Origin of the sequence: Aequorivita viscosa (assembly GCF_900106795.1) — a bacterium.
Lineage (GTDB): Bacteria > Bacteroidota > Bacteroidia > Flavobacteriales > Flavobacteriaceae > Aequorivita > Aequorivita viscosa.
This window is the reverse complement of record NZ_FNNS01000002.1, coordinates 154108-173381: the sequence shown is the minus strand read 5'-3', so window position 1 is coordinate 173381 and position 19274 is coordinate 154108. Positions and strand designations below refer to the sequence as shown.

The window sequence follows — 19274 nt, the reverse complement described above, 5'->3', positions numbered from 1 at the left end:
ATGCAAAACGAAGCTCCTGATACTCGAAAGTATAATGTCTTAATTTGGATATTCTCAATTGCTATTCCTTTGGCTGTTGCAGCTTTATTTACTGTAAAAATTCCAGGAGTAGAACGTTTAGGATTTTTACCGCCTATCTATGCTTCAATAAATGCAACCACCGCCTTGTTGCTGGTAATTGCCGTATATCAAATAAGAAAAGGGAACACAAAATTGCACGAGCGGTTAATGAAAACTGCAATAGGTCTTTCCGTATTGTTTTTAGTGTTATATGTAATTTACCACATGACTTCAGATTCAACCTCGTATGGTGGTGAAGGCGTGTTAAAGTATATTTACTTTTTTATTTTAATAACGCATATTATTCTATCCATCGTCGTTATACCTTTTGTGCTAATAACCTTTGTTAGGGCAATTTCCGGACAGTTCTATAAACATAGAAAAATTGCACGCATAACCTATCCACTTTGGCTTTATGTAGCGGTGAGTGGTGTGATTGTTTATTTAATGATTTCGCCTTATTATTAAATAACCCATTTTGAAAATGATCAAGCGTTTGCTCTTTTTAAAAATTGAATTACAATGAAGACGAAAATATTTTTCATAGTGTTGCTACTCCTTTTTATAAGTCTTCCTGCCGAAGCACAGTGTTCTATGTGTCGTGCCGTACTCGAAAGTCAGGATGGAGGAAAGGCTGCAAAGGGAATTAACAATGGAATCGTGTACTTAATGGTGTTTCCATATTTATTAGTGGCTGGTGTAGGCTTTGCTGTATATCGTAGTCGTAAAAAGGCCAGACAGCGCGGCGAACTTTAATTTTCTTTCCTTTTTAAGGTCTACTGTAACATTTTCTATCATTTTTAGTCTTATAGAATAGATTGGGTTGAACCCCTTTCATTTCTTAACAAAAAATTCACAAATTGTCGGGGATTCTCCGTTTACTTTGTAAGCTAATAAATTAAGTATGATAGAAATAAAAGACCTTCATAAATCCTATCACATGGGTAAAAACTCGCTCCATGTTCTTAAAGGGATAAATTTTACAGTTTCCGAAGGTGAAATGGTTTCTATTATGGGTTCATCCGGCTCTGGAAAATCTACTCTTCTCAATATATTAGGGATTCTAGACGAAGCCGACGAAGGCACCTACAATCTGGACGGAACTCTGATTAAAAATTTGAATGAAAAAGTTGCTGCTCAATATAGAAACAGATTTCTCGGCTTTATTTTTCAATCCTTTAATTTAATTAATTATAAATCTGCTCTCGAAAATGTGGCCTTACCGCTATATTATCAAGGAGAAAAACGAAATATAAGAACCGAAAAAGCAATGCACTATCTCGAAAAAGTAGGGCTTGCACAATGGGCTACGCATCTTCCCAACGAGCTTTCAGGAGGTCAAAAACAAAGAGTCGCCATCGCTCGGGCTTTGGCAAGTGATCCTAAAGTACTATTAGCAGATGAACCTACAGGAGCACTGGATACCAAAACATCATACGAGGTTATGGAACTTATTCAAGGGATAAACGATGAAGGTAAAACAATCCTTATTGTTACACACGAAGAAGATATTGCCAATATGACGAAACGAATCGTAAACCTAAGAGATGGGCTAATTATCGACGATTCCAAAGTAGACCAAGTACGAGCTAAAATTGCAGCGAATGTTTAATCTAGAGCGTTGGCAAGAAATTTTTGACACTATTCGTAAAAACAAACTGCGAACGTTCCTCACTGGCCTCTCAGTAGCTTCAGGTATTTTTATCCTGGTTATTTTACTCGCCATGGGGCAAGGCATGCAAAACGGGGTTTCTAAAGAATTTGAAAACGACGCAGCTAATAGAATAAGCGTTTGGGCAGGTGTTACTTCAGTTGAATATAAAGGTCTAAATCCAGGCCGTAGAATTGAAATGGATAATCGCGATTATGAAATGGCGGTTAAGAAGAATGAAGATAAACTAGAATATAAATCTGGTGTTTACAGTATTTGGGGAGGTTTAACGACTTATAAAAATGAAAGTGGAAGTTACCGAATAGAAGGCGTTCGAAGTGATTACCAATTCTTGGAAAATGAAACCCTAGTAGCGGGTAGATACATTAATCAGGCCGATCTAGAAACTTTTGAAAAAGTTGCTGTGATTGGAAACCAAGTATATCTCGATCTTTTTAAAGGAAAAAATGCGCTAGGTGAGTATGTCGATATAACTGGGATAAAGTTTAAAGTAGTCGGAATTTATACCGACCCAGGAGGAGAGCGTGAAGAAACAAGAATTTTTATTCCCTTAACTACTTCGCAAAGAGTTTATAACGCAGGAGATAAACTGCGTTCTTTGGCTTTTACACTCAAGGATCATAAAACCTATAAGGAAGCCTTGGCCGCTTCGGAAGCTTTTTCAGCACAACTTGAAGCTGACCTTAAGACTGCACATTCCATCGCGCCTAACGATTTAAGGGCTATACACGTGAACAATTCTTTAGAAAACACCAAACGCTTTTACGACCTAAATAAAATGATCCGCTTGTTCTTTTGGGGAGTTGGTATTTGTACCATTATAGCTGGAATTGTTGGCGTAAGTAATATAATGCTCATTATAGTAAAGGAGCGAACTAAAGAAATTGGTATACGAAAAGCAATAGGCGCACAGCCGTGGTCTATAATCGGGATGATACTTCACGAATCAATATTTGTAACTACTATGGCTGGATTTATTGGGTTGCTTTTAAGTCTTTTTCTTATTCAATTTGCAGGTCCTTTAATCGAAACTAGCTTTATAAGTAATCCATCTGTCGATTTTTCCGTGGCAATTACAACCGTATTTATTTTGATAATTGCTGGAGCAGTCGCGGGCTTTTTTCCTGCATATAGAGCCGCTAATATTAAACCCATAGAAGCTTTACGTGATGAGTAAAATATTTAGCAGGGATAGTTGGGCAGAAATTATTGAAGCCTTAAGCAGCAATTGGTTTAGAACAATTCTTACCGCTTTTGGAGTTCTATGGGGTATTTTTATTCTTGTTATTTTACTCGCCGCAGGAAACGGACTTGAAAACGGAATAAAACAATCTTTTACAGGCATGGCTACTAACTCCATGTTTATGTGGGCGCAAAATGTATCACAACCGTATAAAGGTTTACCAAAAGGTAGACGATATAATTTTAAACTTGACGATGTTCAAGCAATAAAAGATCAGGTGCCAGGTCTCAGATTTGTTTCTCCTAGAAATCAGTTGGGCGGTTTTAGAGGAAGTAATAACGTAGTTAGAGGCTTGCAAACCGGCGCTTTTAATGTGTATGGCGATTATCCCGAAATTACACAGCAGCAACCAATGGACATCACTTCGGGCCGATTTATTAATTACTCCGATATTGAAGAAAAACGAAAAGTTGCAATTATAGGAAGTGGTGTTCAAACCGCATTGTATGATCCAGGTGAAGAAGTAATAGGTTCGTATATTAAAATCAATGGCGTCAATTTTATGGTTATAGGAACCTATAAAAAAAATGGTCAAAATGGCGATCCAGAAGAAAACCAAAAAGAAATTTATGTGCCTTTTACGTCCTTCTCCCAAGCCTTTAATATGGCAAATATCGTTGGTTGGATGGCAATTACCGCCGAAGACGGATCCTCTATCACCGAGTTAAAATCCCAGGTATTCGACGTTATTAAAGCCCGTCATTCCATTGCGCCTACCGATGATCGAGCCGTTGGTAATTTCGATTTATACGAACAGTACAATAAAATAAACGGTTTGTTTACAGCATTAAATTTCGTCGCATATTTCGTAGGGATATTAATATTGATTTCCGGAGTTATCGGAATTAGCAATATCATGCTCATCGTTGTAAAAGAACGAACCAAAGAAATCGGTGTGCGTCGTGCCTTAGGGGCGACACCCTGGAGCATTCGGTCTCAAATTTTACTGGAATCAAGCTTCCTTACCATTATTTCTGGGATGGTGGGAATTATTTTGGCAACTGGTGTTTTAATTTTAGTGAATAACGAAATGGACAAAATGGACACTTCCGAAATGATGTTCCTAAACCCATCAGTAGATATTGGAGTTGTTTTTACAGCCCTAATGATTTTAATAATATCAGGATTATTGGCGGGCCTTATCCCTGCTCAAAACGCAATAAAAATTAGACCAGTAGAAGCATTGCGAACAGATTAAAAAATTGTATCAAAAATCAAATTAAAAAGACTAGTGCCGTTAAATTATATATTTTAAACAAATGAAAAGAACAAAAACCATAATTATCCTCGTAACCATAGCTGTACTTTTTACAGTTTCGATGTATTGGCTGTATTCAAAAAATATAGAAAATCCTATTGTTTATACAACAGAGCAAGCTAGTGTAGGTACTATTGTTAAAAAAACGGTTGCTACAGGAAGTATTGTGCCAAAGGAAGAAGTGCTTATTAAACCTAATATTTCAGGAATCATTGATGAAATCTATGTAGAAGCTGGTGAGGTTATCAAGGCTGGCGAATTAATAGCTAAGGTAAAAGTTGTTCCTAATGTTTCGTCTCTAAATAGCGCTAAAAACAATATTAACAGCATTCGCACACAGGTGGAAACAGCTCGACTTGCTTTTGAAAATCAAAAAAGCATCTACAATCGACAAAAAGAATTGTTCGAAAAAGGGGTGATTTCGGCGAATGAATTTGACAACGCTCAATTGAGTTATGACCAATCTAAACAACGACTTAAACAAGAGGAGGTTTCGCTTATGTCTGCAAACCAAAATTACGACATCGTAAAAACGGGTACTACTAGTGGAATGGGAGCTTCTGCCAACACCGAAATTCGTGCAACAGTATCAGGTATGGTGCTCGATGTTCCTGTAAAAACCGGAAACCAAGTAATCGAGGCGAATAACTTTAACGACGGTACAACTATTGCCACAATTGCAGACGTGGATAAAATGATTTTTGAAGGAAAAGTGGACGAGAGTGAAGTGGGTAAAATAAAAGAAGGCTTACCACTCGAAATTACAGTAGGAGCGTTACCTGATAAAACTTTTCAAGCAGAATTAGATTATATCGCACCAAAAGGAATTAGTGAAAATAGCGCGATCCAGTTTGAAATAAAAGGTACAATGAAAAAAAATGACACAAGTCAAACCTTTATTAGAGCAGGGTTGAGTGCAAATGCTTCTATCATCTTGGCAAAGGCTGAAAACGTGCTAACAATAAAAGAAGCTTTGGTTCAATACGACCCAAAAACTCAAAAACCTTTTGTTGAAATCCAAATTGGAGATCAAAAATTTGAACGTCGTGAAGTAGAACTCGGAATTAGTGATGGGATAGATGTTGAAGTAAAAAGCGGCGTTTCAAAAGATGACAACATTAAAGTTTGGAATCAACTAAAACAACCTACAAATTAAACATTATAAAAGGCTAGCGTTTAGCTTAGATGTAATTTATTGCCTAACGAAAAGTCACGAGAACTATCAAATAAGGCAAGCTTTACATAATTCACTTTAATAACGCTACAATTTTTGTAACATAACCTTCTAGCAAAGGACATATTAAACAACCAAAAACTTATGAAAAAGTCAGTAATACTTTTCTTTTTATTAATAAGCGTCCAAACCTTCTACTCCCAAACGAAGGAATGGACTCTTGAACAGTGTGTCGCTCACGCCTTGGAAAACAACATTTCTATTAAACAAAGCGAATTAGAACTTGAGAGCACCGACATCGACAAATTGGTAGCTGTTGGTAATTTTTTACCAACGCTAAATGCAAATGCAAATGGTGCCAAAAACACTGGTTTGAGTTTAAACCCAACCAATAACCAATTGGAAAATATGACTTTTGGTACTGCGTCAGGTGCTATAAATGTTGGTTTAAACCTTTTTGATGGTCTTCGAAACGTTCGACAGCTACAACGTGCAAAACTATCCAAGCTTTCTGCTCAATATCGTTTAGATCAGATGAAAGATGATATTGCTCTAATGGTTGCTAATTCATATTTACAAGTGCTTCTTAATAAAGCAAATTTAGAAGTGGCGCGTTCACAGAATGAAGTAACTCAGGAACAATTTCAACGCACTAGCGATTTGGTTGAAGCTGGAGCTATTCCGCGTGGAGATTTACTAGAAATTCAAGCAACAGATGCCAGTGAAAAACAAAGAATTGCAGTTGCTGAAAACACTGTGAGAATTTCATTAATAAGCCTAGCACAGTTATTATTGATTAAAGATTATTCAAATTTTGATATTGCAGAAGAAGATTATGATATTGTTGAAGATGGCATTGCCGCTTTGGAAGTTGAAGAAATAATTGAAAATGCACAGGCAACTCGCTCCGAAGTTAAAATAGCAGAACAAAGTGTAAGTTTAGCTAAAAAAGATATTCAAATCGCTAAAGGAGCTTATTACCCTACTGTTTCTGCCTTTTTTGGATACAATACGCGATATGCAAACAACGATCCGCTCAATCATACTTTTATCGAGCAACTTTCATTAAACGACGGAATTGGGTACGGAGTGCAGTTAAATATTCCAGTGTTTAACGGCTTTACGGTTCGTGGTAATGTAAGGCGAAATGAAATCAACCTACGAAATTCTGAATATCTTTTAGAGCAAGCCAAACTCGATTTAGAATCAAATGTGTATCAAGCTTATGTCGATGCAAAAGGCTCACGAAAAGCCTATGATGCCGCTGTTGTTGCCTTAGAATCACAAGAATTGGCATACCAATACGCAAAAGATCGTTACGATGTAGGATTAACAAACGCATTCGATTTTAGTCAATCAAAATTGCGTTACGACAATTCTAAAATTGAAGTAAACCGAACTAAATTTGAGTATATTTTTAAATTGAAGGTTTTGGAGCTATATTTCGGTGTTCCTGCAAGCGAATTAAAGTTTTAATAATGAAGAAAAAAACACTTATTTGGATTTCTGTTGGTGTTGTCTTGCTCTTGGTTTTGCTAATTGGCGGAAAAAAGGCAGGATGGTATGGTAAATCTAGCAATTTTAAAGAAGTTGAAATAGCTAGAATAGAGCCAATAGATATTATCGAAACTGTGGCCGCTACTGGTAAAATTCAGCCTGAAACCGAGTTGGCACTTTCTTCCGAAGTTTCGGGAGAAATTATCGAGTTGCCATTACGCGAAGGTCAAGTGGTTGAAAAAGGAGACTTATTGGTGAAAATAAATCCAGACCTTATTCAAGCAGCAGTTAGCCAATCGCAAGCTGGACTTCAAAATGTTAGGGCACAATTGGCACAAGCCGAAGCGAGCGAAAATAATGCAAGACTCAACTTTGACCGAAATAAAATACTTTTTGAAAAAGGCGTGATATCCAAATCAGAATGGGACAAATCTGTCGCAGACTACGATATGGCAAAAGCCAATAAAAAAGCCGCTTATTACAGTGTGCAAAGCGCTGCGGCCAATGTAAAACAATCTGTAGATAACCTTTCTAGAACAACTATTTATTCCCCCATGAGCGGCACCATTTCAAAACTTTCTGTAGAATTAGGAGAACGTGTGGTTGGAACTGCTCAAATGGCTGGAACCGAAATTGTTCGCGTAGCCAATCTGCAAAACATGGAAGTGGTAGTAGACGTAAACGAAAACGACATCGTTAAAGTTGCCGTTGGCGATTCTACAAAAGTTGAAGTGGATGCTTACCTGAAAAGAGAATTCAAAGGGGTAGTTACCGAAATAGCGAACAGTGCAGAAAGTGCCCTGAGTGCAGATCAAGTAACAAACTTTAAAGTAAAGGTGCGAATACTTCCCGATTCTTATAAAGATCTTACCGAAGGGAAACCGGAAAGCTATTCACCCTTTAGGCCAGGAATGACTGCAACCGTCGATATTATTACAAATCGAAAGAAAAATATTATCGGGGTTCCAATCAGTTCAATTGTTATTAAAACAGATACAACAAGCTCGCGAGCTGCTAACAACACAGCAACTGCTGAAAAATTTGAAGCTGTATTTGTAAAGGAAGGCGATGAGGCAAAATTGAGAGTGGTAAAAACTGGAGTTCAAGACGATTCGAACATCGAGATAACTTCTGGCTTAAAAGAAGGCGAAACAGTTATTACTGGGCCTTATAACACGGTTACAAAGCTTTTGAAGCCTGGAGATAAGGTGAACGTAGCATCTCAAGAAAAAGAATAAATCTATACAACAATGGCTACAATATTATGTCTTGAAACGGCTACAACCAATTGTTCGGTTGCACTTTCAATTGATGGAAAAACTGTTGCTTTTCGGGAAGAAAATACTAATAAATATTCTCATTCTGAGAAACTACACGTTTTTATTGAAGAGGTTTTAAATGAAGCCAAACTCGATAAAAATAATTTAGGCGCAATTGCCATAAGTAAAGGCCCCGGGTCTTACACTGGCTTGCGGATTGGGGTTTCTGCGGCTAAAGGGCTTTGTTTTGCGCTAGGCGTGCCTTTGTTGTCTGTTCCAACTTTAGAATTATTGGCACAACAGGTTAAAATTGAAGATTGCTTCATTGTTCCGTTGCTCGATGCACGCCGAATGGAAGTATATTCCGCAGTATTTGATTCAGAAAAGAAAATTATTCGGGAAACAAAAGCTGAAATTATTAACGAAAATTCATTTTCAGATTATTTAGGACAAAAAACAACTGTTTTCTTGGGTGATGGAGCGGCTAAACTTCAAGCAATTTGTAAGAATTCAAATGCAATATTTTTAGAGGACAAATTTCCTTCGGCAAAAGATATGGTGAGTTTGGCTGAATCTAAATATAAAATAAGCGACCTTGAAAATGTCGCTTATTTTGAACCTTACTATTTAAAAGAATTTATGTTGGGTTGATGTACTATAAAAGTGAATCGTAATAAATAAATACTTTTATTAAATCAGCCTCTTTAAAAACATCTAAACTATTTTCTTTTACGTATTTTTTCACTTCGTTTTTCTTCAAGTCCATTGCTTTTAAAATACGAGATCGGCTTTTTGGTAGTTCAAAAAACACCCCGTTTTCAACTAAATAATATTTTGTTGTCTTCTCAAAAGACGGCGGAGTGTCGGAATCGTAAGACGATTTTGCTTTTCGTGGTTCTTTAAAAACTGAGGTTGTTTTCTTGTATAAATCATAATTCTTCCCATCTGCAATAATATTGAAATACCCTCCTTTTTCATTGGAATCGTTATAAGGAATAAAAACGAAAATATCGTTTGCAATTTTCACATAAATGCTAGGGTCTTTCATTAACGCGCCGTATTTCGATTTTTTCTGAACGTTTTCGGTTATTTCTATTTCATCAGCATAGGCGTTATAACGCATTAAAACGTTGCTTTTCAAAAGGTTTTCATCTTGGTAAATATTTCCAGGAATAAATTTGATGTTTAGATAGGCATCGTCCTTTATAGCATCAAATTCTGCTTTGGTTAGGCCAAAACTCATATCTTTTTGATTAATATCAATTGTCCTTGAAAAGAGGTCGTAATTACTATTTGCAGCACCTGAGGCTCCTCCATCTTTTCGTGCAAAATTTTTCTGTGAAAAACCTTGAATTGAAAAAAGCGCGCTTAAAACGAAAATTAATATATTTTTCATGTCGTTGATTTAAAAAATTATAAGCTAAATGTACTGTTTTACAATGTAATATACAACACTAATAAAAATTGTTTAAAAATAATGTACTCTAAAAAACTTACATCTTTGAATGTTGGAATAGCATTATAATTATCGTTGTTTATTGATGCTTCTAAAAAATCCGCACAAAAAAAGCGACCAGAGAGCGGTCGCTTGTATTTATAAGTTGAAATTTGTCCAATTTATTTAAATCAAAGAATCGAAATAGGCAACGAGTTTTACTAAATCAGCTTCCTTGTCAACATCAATTTTGTTTTCTTTCATAAACGATTTTACTTCATCTTTTTTCGATTTCATCATCTTCAGGATTTTCGATTTACCACTTGGCATTTCCAAAAATGTACCGTCTTGTACCAAATAGTATTTTACCGATTTTGAAAACGAAGGAGGGACGTCTCTTCCGTAAGTTGACGTTGCTTTTCGTGCATCTTTAAAGACAGATGTAGTTTTCTTGTATAGGTCATACGTTTTTCCATCGTTTAAAACGTTAAAATAACCTCCTTTTTCGTTACTCCCTTCAAAGGGAATAAACACATAAATATCTCTGCCAATTTTAACAAATATCTCTGGGTCTTTTACTAAAGCTCCATAGTTTGCTGCTGAGGGTGATTTTTTTATTTCAATTTCGTCAGCAAAGGCGTTGTAGCGCATTGGTACACCTGTCTTTGCTAATTCCTCTCCTTGAAAAATACTGCCTTCAAGAAAACTTGGGTTTGCGTAAGCTTCATCTTTAATGGACTCAAATTCTGCTTCAGTTAAACCGAAAGCCAACGATTTTTGGTTTAAGTCTATAGTTCGGGAATACACGTCGTATTCGCTATTGGCTGCCTGTGAAAAACCCGAAAGCGTTGCAGAAATTAACAGCCCTGTTAATAATATCTTTTTCATCGTGATAAATTTAATTGTTTGTTTACTAATATAAGTTGTTCAAAATTAAGCATAAACTATGCCTTTTCCCTCTTCAGGTCTTCTAAATTGAAGTGGTGAACGTCGCGCTGTGGATAGGGTATCGAAATTCCAGCACCTTCAAGTCTTGCTTTTCCTTCTTCTAAAATTAACCAACGCAAATTCCAGAAGTCGCCGTTTGTAGCCCAGTACCGCAAAGTTAAGTTTACAGAACTATCTCCTAATTCGGCAACGGCAACCATCGGCATTTTATCTTCGGTTTTAAATACTTGTTCTTGTTCCATAACCAATTCAATTAAAATGTCTTTGGCTTGTTTTATATCATCATCATAACCAATACCAAAAGTTAGATTTTCACGTCGTATTCCTTCCACAGAATAATTTATTATTTTATCGTTACTTAACTTTCCGTTGGGAATAACAGCAAGTTGATTTCCGAAGGTATTTAATTTTGTATTGAAAATTGAGATTTCTTTCACTGTTCCGTCTACACCTTGCCCGCTTATAAAATCGCCAACTTTAAAGGGTTTTAACAACAAAATTAATACGCCACCAGCGAAGTTTGCCAGGGAACCTTGTAATGCCAAACCAACAGCAATAGCTGAAGCTCCAAGCATAGCGACTAATGAAGCGGTTTCAACGCCTAATTGCGTAACCACCAAAATAAAAAGTAAGATTTTTAACCCCCAATTGAGTAAACTAGCAATAAAGTTTTCTAGGGTTACATCATAATCTTTTCTATCAAAAAACTTTTTAATAACGCTGTTAACCATTTTTATAATATAAATTCCAACCAGAAGCATGATGGCAGCTCCGATCACACTTGGAATAAAGTCGATTAATTTTTGTGCGTATTTTTCAATGTAAATGTCTAAGTCGTTAAATTTTTCCATAAAAACTATTCTTTTTTGTTTAAGGTTTTAATTACTGTTTCTGTGTTATTTATTGGTAGTTTGCATGCATTATTTACGCAAACATATATAAGTGTTTCCTCTGCTACGTATCTGTTTTTAAACAAGGGATTTTCGCTTTCTTGCTCGCTGCCTGCGATTATTATGTTAGGAAGGTAATTTTTATTTAGCTCTTTTACTTGCTTTTGAGCATCTTTGCCTACAACGACGACTTCATAAAAATCGCTTTGATAATTTGATAGCAGGCTTAGCCAGTTCGAAAATCCGCGTGGGTAATGGTCTATTTCGTCTAAAACGTTTTTTAACATTTGATGTGAAATTTCGCCAAAAAAATTGCTTTCTCCAAAATATTTTGAAAGCACGAAAAGATTCTTGGCCATTACAGAGTTTGAAGCAGGAATAACATTGTCTCGGTAATCAAAATTTCGAGTCACTATTGCTGGATCTGCTTTTGAAGTAAAATAAAACATTTGCTTTTCCTCATCGAAAAAGTTATTTAAAGCATAATCGGCAATGGTTTTTGAAAGCGTGAGCCATTTTTCGTCTAAAGTAACCTGATATAAATCTATAAATGCCTCTATAACGAATGCGTAGTCTTCCAAAAATCCGTTAATACTGCTTTTGCCATCTTTGTAGTTATGAAACAATTGTCCGTTGGTCTGTAATTGGTTCTCTGCGATAAACTGGGCGTTTTTTAAGGCGGTTTCAAGATATGCCTCTTCGCCGAAAACTCTGTAGGCATCTACATATCCTTTCAACATCATTCCATTCCAAGAAGTTAGTGTTTTGTCGTCCAATCTTGGTTTAGATCGTTTATTGCGATACGGAATTAGAATGTGTTTCCAATCTTCCTTCTTCTGCTGAAGTGCTTCGGAAGAAATACCAAATTCCTTTTCAATTTCTAAATCTGTTTTCTTCCGAATGAGTACATACTGATTGTTTTCCCACTTTCCGTAATTATTTATATTATAATACTCTTTAAAAATATCGAAATCATCTTTCAATAGCTTTTGTAGTTCTTCTTCAGTAAAAACATAGAAAGCGCCTTCCTCAAGTTTGCCGTTTTTGTCTTTACTGTCGGCATCAAGGGCCGAATAAAACCCACCTTCAGAATTAGTCAATTCTTGTTTTACAAATTCTAAGGTTTCCTTAACCACATCCTTATAGAGCGGATTTTTAGTAACAGAATAAGCATTACTATACAAACTTACTAATTGGGCATTGTCGTATAGCATTTTCTCGAAGTGAGGAACGTGCCATTTTTCGTCAACACTATATCGAGCAAAGCCACCGCCAAGTTGGTCATATAGACCACCGTAGGCCATTTTGTCTAGTGTAAGGGTTGTGAAATTTAAAAGGCTTTTATCATTATTGTCAACCGCTTGTCGTAATAAAAACTCGAGGTTGTTGGGCATCATAAATTTTGGCGCTCCTTTATTTCCGCCATATTCGTGGTCAAATGTTTGAGACATTTTTTGAATGATAACTTCAGTAGGATACTTTTTGAAATTTACATCTTCTGTATTCAATTGAACCAAGTCCATGCTTTTTAAACCCTCTTCTAGCCGATTGGCATAAGCGAGTAATTTTTCAGGTTCTTCTCGGTAAATTTCTTGAATTTGCTCTATGGCGTTTATCCAATCATTTTTTCGGAAGTAAGTGCCACCCCAAACTGGGCGGCCATCGGGTAGTGTAATAACATTTAGTGGCCAACCTGCGCTTCCTGTCATTAGTTGCACCGCATTTATATAGATTTGATCTACATCTGGACGTTCTTCCCGATCTACTTTTACCGAAATAAAATGTTTGTTCATTACCGCAGCTACCGTTGAGTCTTCAAAGCTCTCGTGCTCCATAACATGACACCAATGGCAGGCAGAGTAGCCCACGCTTATTATCATTAACTTTTTTTCCTGCTTTGCCTGTTTAAGAGTTGCTTCGTTATATGGTTTCCAATCTACAGGGTTATGGGCGTGTTGCAGCAGATAAGGGCTGGACTCGTGAATTAAATCGTTGGTGAAAGGGTGTGTTTCCAAGTTTTCGTTATTTGAAGAATTACAACCGAAAATTGATATTAATATTAAAGAGACTACTATTTGTCGCATTATCTAATTTGAAAATTAAAAATACGCTTTTGAAGACTCAAAAGCGTATTTATTAAAATTCGTTGTGGTATTTATTTTACTTCAAACGAAATTTTTACGTTTACTCTAAACTGAGTAATTTGGTCGTTGTCTACAACACAACTTTGTTCTTTAACATATACTGATCGAATGTTTTTCACAGTTTTTGAAGCTTCTTTTACTGCAAGTTTCGTTGCATCTTCCCAGCTTTCTTTAGAGCTTGCTAAAATTTCGATTACTTTAATTATTGCCATAATTTATTTGGTTTTTAAGGTTAAAACTCCAAAATACAATTATTAAAAGCTAATTTTCAGAAAATTAAGTTAAATCTAAGTTGGGCTAAACTTTACGCCAAAAGAGCATTTTATCCGTTAATGGCTTCAACACTTTCAATTTGTTCAGGAAGCATTTGTTTTAAAATTGTTTCTATTCCATTTTTAAGCGTAACGGTAGAAGAAGGGCATCCGCTACAAGCTCCTTTAAGCATAACTTTAACTGTTTTAGTTTCTTTGTTAAATGAGTCTAAAACAATTTGTCCGCCATCTTTTGCTACTGCGGGTTCAACGTATTCAACTAGAATATCGTTGATTTTATTTTCAATTTCCGAACGATTTTTTTTGGCGTTATTTACAGCCGAGAAGGAATCTCCAGAACCATTATTGTTGAGGTCTTCTTTATTGATTGTTTTGCCGTCTTCAAGGAACTTTCGAATAAACTCGCGTATTTCCATTGTTATTTCGGCCCAATCAACAACATCAAACTTCATTACCGAAACATGGTTGGTATTAAAAAAAACTTCTTTTACGAAAGGGAAGTTAAACAGCGCTGTGGCTAGGGGTGACTGCACTGCTTCATAACTATCTTTATACTCGTACGCTTTGCTGACTAATGTTTTATTAGCAACAAATTTCATTACCGACGGATTCGGCGTGCTCTCGGCATAGACCGTTGTTGGCGATTTTTTTGCAATGGGAGCTTCAACAACTGCTGGTTTGCCCGAATTAAGGTATTCTGAAATAGAATTTGCAACCTCCTCTTGTACATCTTCCCAAGCGACTATATCAAATTTTTCAATAGCGATGAAATTTTGTGAAATATAAACCGTTTTTACAAAAGGCAGGTAAAAAAGTTCTTGTGCTAATGGACTTGATTTCGCATCGTCAATATTTTTGAATTCGTGGCTAGATGACTGTGTTATGAAGGAGTCAGCGTTGAATTTAAGTATGTCGGGATTGGAAGTTCGGGAGATTTCTATGTTAAATTGAGACACGGGGCTATTTTTTTTACAAAAATATAAAAAGAAAAACAATGTATTCAATATATTTGGCACTGAAACAACCAATTTGACTAAATGCAATTTGTTGTTTTGTAATTTGTGCTTGAATTGTTTTTAGGTTTGATGCGACATTGTAATTTTATTGATGCTGTCATTAGCCAATCAACGGCAAAAATCTATATATTTGAGCACTTTTGGAATAATCAAGTTGTAATTTGATTCTCTTGGGAAGGAATAATGATTGGGTGTCGTTTGATGCCAGTAGGGGAAAGGGTTATAATTAACGCTATTTTAATTAATTACACTGTAAAGCGGCAAATTCCAAAAAGTATATTACTTTTAATTGATAAAGAGAAATTATGAGCATAAAACGATTTTCCCTAATTCTACTTTTTTTGTCTTCCCTTCAAGGGTTTTCTCAAGATGGAATTCCAGTATATACAGATTATTTTGCAGACAACTTGTACCTTTTACATCCCTCAATGGCTGGTGCAGCAAGTCATAATCAACTTAGGCTAACGGCTAGGCAGCAGTGGTTTGATCAAACAAATGCACCAAATTTATTTACAGGTAGTTTTAATGCGCGATTAGGAGCGCGTTCTGGAATGGGACTTATTATATTTAATGATAGAAACGGATTTCATTCTCAAACAGGAGGGTACGTTACCTATGCTCACCATATTAATTTGTCAACCCAAAGTGATGAACTTAACCAATTATCATTTGGTTTAAGTGTTGGTCTGGTTCAGTCTAAATTGGACGAAACGAATTTTGATTTATCAGATTACGATCCTGTTATTGCGGGAATTATGCAGAGTTCTACTTATTTTAATATCGATGCTGGAATGTCGTATAATTATTCCGATTTTTCTGCCCACTTAACCGTAAAGAATATAATATTTCAAAATAGATCCATCTACACAGAAGATTTTGAGCCAAATAATCAGCGTAGATATTTAATTTCTGGTGCGTATGCGCTAAGTAGTTATGGTTCCAACTGGAGTTTTGAGCCGTCTGTTCTTTTTCAGATGACTGAGCGTACTGGCGAAAAAGCGATAGATTTAAACGGAAAAATATATAGACACACGAATGCTGGAAAAGTTTGGGCTGGATTATCGTATAGAAGAAGCTTCGATGGAGCTGAATATTCTGAAGGAGAAGGTTCAAAAGTTCAAAAGCTTCAATATTTTTCTCCTGTAGTAGGTATTAATTACGCAAACTTCCTTTTTGCTTATACTTACTCGCATCAAACGGGAGATGTTACAATGGAAAGTGGAGGCTTTCATCAAATTACACTCGGTTTTGATTTCCCTGGAGGAGACAGAAAAGAGCCGTATGACTGTAAATGTCCTGCAGTTAATTAAATTAGGTTTTCTTATTTCTGAAATAACTTTTCGTAGCAGCGTTTCTTATAGTAACGACACCTTCTTTCTATTGAATACACTCTAATGCTGTGTTTTTGCTGCATAAAGGTAGCTGTGCTTATACTTTCAAATTTGTACTTAAGTTTAAAGTATATTGAAACGTGTAGTTATTCTGAATATGGAGGCCATCTTTTATATAATGACTTGTGCAAAATCAGTTGAAATTCTTTAATAAATATGATAATTAAACCCGTTAACGGAAAGCACCCGCAGATACCTGAAGATTGTTTTATAGCCGAAAACGCTACCATTGTTGGAGATGTTGAAATGGGAAGTGAATGCAGTGTTTGGTTTAATACTGTAATTCGTGGCGACGTTAATTTTATAAAAATGGGGAATCGGGTAAATGTTCAAGATGGAGCTGTAATTCACGCTACTTATAAAACTTCACCTACAACTATTGGGAATAATGTGTCTATTGGTCATAATGCTATCGTACACGGTTGTTCTATTCATGACAATGTCTTGATTGGTATGGGAAGTATCGTCATGGACGATTGCGTGGTAGAAAGCAATACAATAATCGCTGCTGGAGCTGTTGTCGCAAAGAATACTACGGTTGAAAGCGGCAGTATTTATGCAGGTATTCCCGCAAAAAAGATTAAAGACATTAGTCCCGAACTAACTAAGGGAGAAATTGAAAGAATTGCTAGTAATTATGTAATGTATTCTAGTTGGTTTAAATAATTTCCGTAGTAAAGTGTTACGCTGCTATTGCGAAACGTTTGCGGCCTTTGTTTAAAAATCCATTTTTTCTATGGATATTTTGTTCAAATAATCGTGTAACAAAAATTTTAAGGTGTTGGTTTCAGCATTGGTGAAAAATGCTAGCCTGGGCTTTGAGGTGTCTTCTCGAAGCTGGTTGAGGTTGTGGAGCACAGTTTTTGTTTGACGTGCCACAGCTTCACCCGAATCTATAATTTCAACGTGCTTAGGAAGTATTTTTTTTAATGTTGGAATAATATAGGGATAGTGACTACACCCAAGCACAACATAATCTACGTTGGCTTCAATCATTTTTTTTGTGTGTTTTTTAAGTAGTTCCACCATTTCTTGACCATCTAAGTTGCCTGCCTCTATAAGTGGCACGAGACCCTCTCCGATGACCTCTACGACGCTAATATCTTTAGTGAACTCTTTGTTTGTTTTACTAAAAAGTGCGCTGCTAAGCGTTCCTTTTGTGGCGAGAATTCCGATGCTTTTGGATTTGGTCTTTAAAGCTGCAGGCTTAATAGCTGGTTCAATACCAATGATGGGAAGTTTGTATTTTTTGCGAAGGGTGATAATAGCATTGGTGGTTGCGGTGTTGCAAGCCACTACAATTATTTTACAGTTGAGTTCTAAGAGCTTTTGAGTGTTTTTGATGCTAAGCGCAGTAATTTCCTCTGGGGATTTATTTCCGTATGGTGCGTTTTTGCTATCCGCTAAATAAATAATGTTTTCTAAAGGTAGTAGTCTATGGATTTCCTGCCATATTGAGGAGCCACCGACTCCTGAATCGAAAACTCCTATGGGATTGTTTTTATCCATTTTATAAATGTACCAAATAACTAGAAATTATCGCAAAAAAAAGATGCCCGTTTTTTAACGCGCATCTTTACTATTTTGAGAAAGGAAAGGGTTAAATTCCTAAGTCTTTCTTTACATCTGCCATAAGGTCTTTACCATCGGCAAGGATGATACCGCTACCCATTGTAGAGTCTAAAACATATTGGTAACCTTGTGCGCGACCAACTTTTTGGATTGTAGATTGCGCTTTTTCAAGAATAGGTTTAAAGATATCAGATCTTTTCTTGTCTAAATCCTGAAGTGCTTGTTGTCTGTAGGCTTGTACATTTTCTTGCATTCCTTGGATTTCCATTACTCTTTTTTGGTTCTCCTCGTCTGTTTTAGAAGCGGCTTCGCTGTCGTATTGCTTGGCTTTAGTATCAAGCTCTTTTAACATTGCCTTAATTTCTGTATCGTAAGTTTTTTGAACTTTTTCTAATGAGGTTTGTGCTGCTTTGTATTCTGGCATAGCTTCAATTAACTCTTGAGCGTTAATGTGTGCGACTTTAGATTGAGCGTTTACAAAACTTGTGGCTCCTGCAAAAATGGCCAGTGCAAGCAGTATAGTTTTCATTTTTTTCATTGTTTGCGTATTTAATTTAAGTGTTATTGGGTTAAAATTTAATTATCGATTATTGGGTAATTAGTCTCTGTTTTCTCGAACTTCTGCTATTGAATCTCTTCTTCTTTGTCGTTCTTCAAGTAAACGTTGTCTACGCTCTTCGTATTCTTGTTTTTTGGCAGCTCTAATAGAATCTCTTTCTCGTTGGCGTTGCGCCATCAATTCTTCACGTTCAGCTTTCTTGTCTTCCATTGCTTTTTCGCGCTCTTCTTTTTTCTTTTGAAGTTCTTTTTCGCGCTCAGACATCTCATCCTGCTTTTCGTCTAGTTTTTCTTGCTGTTCTATTTCGCGTTTTTCCTTTTTGTTTTCTGCTTGTACTCTTCGCCCAGCTCGTTCAATACTTCTGAGAACTTCATCGCTAATATCGTTTCTTTTGGCAGCAAATAGCATTACCACATCTGCAGATTTGTCGAAAATAAAATCGTATTTTTTACTTTCGGCTATTTCTTGAACGATGTTAAAAACTTGATCCTGAATTGGCTGTACCAATTGTCTTCTTTGAATCATTAAATCGCCATTTGGGCCAAAACGGTTTTGCTGATATTCTAATATTTCGTTTTCTTTAATCTTAATATCTTCCTCACGTTCTTCAATAAGTTCTGCTGTTAGTAATACTCTTTCGTTTGCTAAATTCAGCTTCATTTGATCTACTTCTCTTTGACTTTTTTCAAGGTCTTGTTTCCACCGCTGTACTTTTCCTTCTAATTGAATAGAAGCTTCACGGTATTCTGGCACACTTTCAAGAATATATTCCATGTCTATATATCCTATCCGCACACCTCGTTGGGCAGTAGCCATATAGCTGAAGGAGAAAATGGCGAGGGTAAGAAAGATTATTTTTTTCGTCTTCATATTAATTGGTTGTT

At 36.1% G+C, this 19274-nt stretch carries 20 protein-coding genes; 11 read left to right on the top strand and 9 right to left on the bottom strand.

All coding sequences use genetic code 11. From position 1 onward, the window contains the following. The 9 genes from BLW28_RS01775 (at nucleotide 1) to tsaB (ending at nucleotide 8814) form a co-directional block, all read left to right on the top strand. Nucleotides 1–528 carry a DUF420 domain-containing protein gene (locus BLW28_RS01775; protein WP_073213933.1) on the top strand — a complete coding sequence of 176 codons (528 nt, stop codon included), beginning with the start codon at nucleotides 1–3 and terminating at the stop codon, nucleotides 526–528. Between the two features lie 54 nt (nucleotides 529–582). After that, on the top strand, nucleotides 583–816 hold the full coding sequence (locus BLW28_RS01770) for a hypothetical protein (RefSeq protein WP_073213930.1): 234 nt from the start codon (nucleotides 583–585) through the stop codon (nucleotides 814–816). 148 nt (nucleotides 817–964) lie between these two features. Further along, entirely contained in the window at nucleotides 965–1672 is a 708-nt protein-coding gene (locus BLW28_RS01765) for an ABC transporter ATP-binding protein (protein ID WP_073213926.1), read from the top strand. After that, entirely contained in the window at nucleotides 1665–2909 is a 1245-nt protein-coding gene (locus BLW28_RS01760) for an ABC transporter permease (RefSeq protein ID WP_073213924.1), read from the top strand. Before BLW28_RS01765 ends, BLW28_RS01760 begins: the two co-directional genes overlap by 8 nt. Nucleotide 2910: 1 nt before the next feature. Further along, a complete protein-coding gene (locus BLW28_RS01755) occupies nucleotides 2911–4173 on the top strand; it encodes an ABC transporter permease (protein ID WP_073214057.1) in 1263 nt (420 codons plus the stop codon). Nucleotides 4174–4234: 61 nt separating this feature from the next. Next, the gene (locus BLW28_RS01750; protein WP_073213920.1) at nucleotides 4235–5389 is read left to right on the top strand and encodes an efflux RND transporter periplasmic adaptor subunit; all 1155 of its coding nucleotides are present in this window, start codon (nucleotides 4235–4237) and stop codon (nucleotides 5387–5389) included. 162 nt (nucleotides 5390–5551) lie between these two features. Further along, on the top strand, nucleotides 5552–6883 hold the full coding sequence (locus BLW28_RS01745; RefSeq protein ID WP_073213918.1) for a TolC family protein: 1332 nt from the start codon (nucleotides 5552–5554) through the stop codon (nucleotides 6881–6883). Between the two features lie 2 nt (nucleotides 6884–6885). Then, nucleotides 6886–8142 (top strand): efflux RND transporter periplasmic adaptor subunit, encoded by a 1257-nt coding sequence (locus BLW28_RS01740; protein WP_073213914.1) that lies wholly within the window; start codon nucleotides 6886–6888, stop codon nucleotides 8140–8142. Between the two features lie 12 nt (nucleotides 8143–8154). Then, entirely contained in the window at nucleotides 8155–8814 is a 660-nt protein-coding gene (gene tsaB / locus BLW28_RS01735; protein ID WP_073213909.1) for a tRNA (adenosine(37)-N6)-threonylcarbamoyltransferase complex dimerization subunit type 1 TsaB, read from the top strand. A gap of 4 nt (nucleotides 8815–8818) precedes the next feature. Here the strand turns inward: tsaB and BLW28_RS01730 are convergent, their stop codons facing one another. The 6 genes from BLW28_RS01730 to BLW28_RS01705 all read right to left on the bottom strand — a co-directional run bounded on the left by BLW28_RS01730 (nucleotide 8819) and on the right by BLW28_RS01705 (nucleotide 14808). Beyond that, on the bottom strand, nucleotides 8819–9559 hold the full coding sequence (locus BLW28_RS01730; RefSeq protein ID WP_073213906.1) for a hypothetical protein: 741 nt from the start codon (nucleotides 9557–9559) through the stop codon (nucleotides 8819–8821). Nucleotides 9560–9784: 225 nt separating this feature from the next. Beyond that, nucleotides 9785–10486 carry a hypothetical protein gene (locus BLW28_RS01725; protein ID WP_073213903.1) on the bottom strand — a complete coding sequence of 234 codons (702 nt, stop codon included), beginning with the start codon at nucleotides 10484–10486 and terminating at the stop codon, nucleotides 9785–9787. 56 nt (nucleotides 10487–10542) lie between these two features. Beyond that, complete coding sequence (locus tag BLW28_RS01720) at nucleotides 10543–11397, bottom strand: mechanosensitive ion channel family protein (RefSeq protein ID WP_073213901.1); 855 nt, start codon at nucleotides 11395–11397, stop codon at nucleotides 10543–10545. Between the two features lie 5 nt (nucleotides 11398–11402). Next, nucleotides 11403–13520 carry a thioredoxin domain-containing protein gene (locus BLW28_RS01715; protein WP_073213898.1) on the bottom strand — a complete coding sequence of 706 codons (2118 nt, stop codon included), beginning with the start codon at nucleotides 13518–13520 and terminating at the stop codon, nucleotides 11403–11405. A 71-nt stretch (nucleotides 13521–13591) separates the two neighbouring features. After that, on the bottom strand, nucleotides 13592–13792 hold the full coding sequence (locus tag BLW28_RS01710) for a dodecin family protein (RefSeq protein WP_073213894.1): 201 nt from the start codon (nucleotides 13790–13792) through the stop codon (nucleotides 13592–13594). A 110-nt stretch (nucleotides 13793–13902) separates the two neighbouring features. After that, the gene (locus tag BLW28_RS01705; RefSeq protein ID WP_073213890.1) at nucleotides 13903–14808 is read right to left on the bottom strand and encodes a NifU family protein; all 906 of its coding nucleotides are present in this window, start codon (nucleotides 14806–14808) and stop codon (nucleotides 13903–13905) included. Nucleotides 14809–15173: 365 nt separating this feature from the next. Between BLW28_RS01705 and BLW28_RS01700 the strand changes: the two genes are divergently transcribed. Further along, nucleotides 15174–16178 (top strand): PorP/SprF family type IX secretion system membrane protein, encoded by a 1005-nt coding sequence (locus BLW28_RS01700; RefSeq protein WP_073213887.1) that lies wholly within the window; start codon nucleotides 15174–15176, stop codon nucleotides 16176–16178. Nucleotides 16179–16415: 237 nt separating this feature from the next. Beyond that, nucleotides 16416–16925, top strand: a complete 510-nt coding sequence (locus tag BLW28_RS01695; protein ID WP_073213884.1) for a gamma carbonic anhydrase family protein — start codon at nucleotides 16416–16418, stop codon at nucleotides 16923–16925. A 51-nt stretch (nucleotides 16926–16976) separates the two neighbouring features. Here the strand turns inward: BLW28_RS01695 and murI are convergent, their stop codons facing one another. From murI to BLW28_RS01680, 3 genes are all read right to left on the bottom strand, one after another. Next, nucleotides 16977–17768, bottom strand: a complete 792-nt coding sequence (gene murI / locus BLW28_RS01690) for a glutamate racemase (protein ID WP_073213880.1) — start codon at nucleotides 17766–17768, stop codon at nucleotides 16977–16979. Nucleotides 17769–17859: 91 nt separating this feature from the next. Next, a complete protein-coding gene (locus tag BLW28_RS01685) occupies nucleotides 17860–18369 on the bottom strand; it encodes an OmpH/Skp family outer membrane protein (protein ID WP_073213877.1) in 510 nt (169 codons plus the stop codon). 60 nt (nucleotides 18370–18429) lie between these two features. Then, the gene (locus BLW28_RS01680) at nucleotides 18430–19260 is read right to left on the bottom strand and encodes an OmpH/Skp family outer membrane protein (RefSeq protein WP_073214053.1); all 831 of its coding nucleotides are present in this window, start codon (nucleotides 19258–19260) and stop codon (nucleotides 18430–18432) included. Between the last annotated feature and the right edge of the window lie 14 nt (nucleotides 19261–19274).

Coding starts and splice junctions, on each gene's coding strand:
- tsaB (WP_073213909.1), top strand. CDS start 8,155: ATGGCTACAATATTATGTCTTGAAACGGCTACAACCAATTGTTCGGTT.
- BLW28_RS01760 (WP_073213924.1), top strand. CDS start 1,665: ATGTTTAATCTAGAGCGTTGGCAAGAAATTTTTGACACTATTCGTAAA.
- BLW28_RS01725 (WP_073213903.1), bottom strand. CDS start 10,486: ATGAAAAAGATATTATTAACAGGGCTGTTAATTTCTGCAACGCTTTCG.
- BLW28_RS01680 (WP_073214053.1), bottom strand. CDS start 19,260: ATGAAGACGAAAAAAATAATCTTTCTTACCCTCGCCATTTTCTCCTTC.
- BLW28_RS01770 (WP_073213930.1), top strand. CDS start 583: ATGAAGACGAAAATATTTTTCATAGTGTTGCTACTCCTTTTTATAAGT.
- BLW28_RS01740 (WP_073213914.1), top strand. CDS start 6,886: ATGAAGAAAAAAACACTTATTTGGATTTCTGTTGGTGTTGTCTTGCTC.
- BLW28_RS01765 (WP_073213926.1), top strand. CDS start 965: ATGATAGAAATAAAAGACCTTCATAAATCCTATCACATGGGTAAAAAC.
- BLW28_RS01745 (WP_073213918.1), top strand. CDS start 5,552: ATGAAAAAGTCAGTAATACTTTTCTTTTTATTAATAAGCGTCCAAACC.
- murI (WP_073213880.1), bottom strand. CDS start 17,768: ATGGATAAAAACAATCCCATAGGAGTTTTCGATTCAGGAGTCGGTGGC.
- BLW28_RS01695 (WP_073213884.1), top strand. CDS start 16,416: ATGATAATTAAACCCGTTAACGGAAAGCACCCGCAGATACCTGAAGAT.
- BLW28_RS01700 (WP_073213887.1), top strand. CDS start 15,174: ATGAGCATAAAACGATTTTCCCTAATTCTACTTTTTTTGTCTTCCCTT.
- BLW28_RS01715 (WP_073213898.1), bottom strand. CDS start 13,520: ATGCGACAAATAGTAGTCTCTTTAATATTAATATCAATTTTCGGTTGT.
- BLW28_RS01775 (WP_073213933.1), top strand. CDS start 1: ATGCAAAACGAAGCTCCTGATACTCGAAAGTATAATGTCTTAATTTGG.
- BLW28_RS01685 (WP_073213877.1), bottom strand. CDS start 18,369: ATGAAAAAAATGAAAACTATACTGCTTGCACTGGCCATTTTTGCAGGA.
- BLW28_RS01720 (WP_073213901.1), bottom strand. CDS start 11,397: ATGGAAAAATTTAACGACTTAGACATTTACATTGAAAAATACGCACAA.
- BLW28_RS01710 (WP_073213894.1), bottom strand. CDS start 13,792: ATGGCAATAATTAAAGTAATCGAAATTTTAGCAAGCTCTAAAGAAAGC.
- BLW28_RS01730 (WP_073213906.1), bottom strand. CDS start 9,559: ATGAAAAATATATTAATTTTCGTTTTAAGCGCGCTTTTTTCAATTCAA.
- BLW28_RS01750 (WP_073213920.1), top strand. CDS start 4,235: ATGAAAAGAACAAAAACCATAATTATCCTCGTAACCATAGCTGTACTT.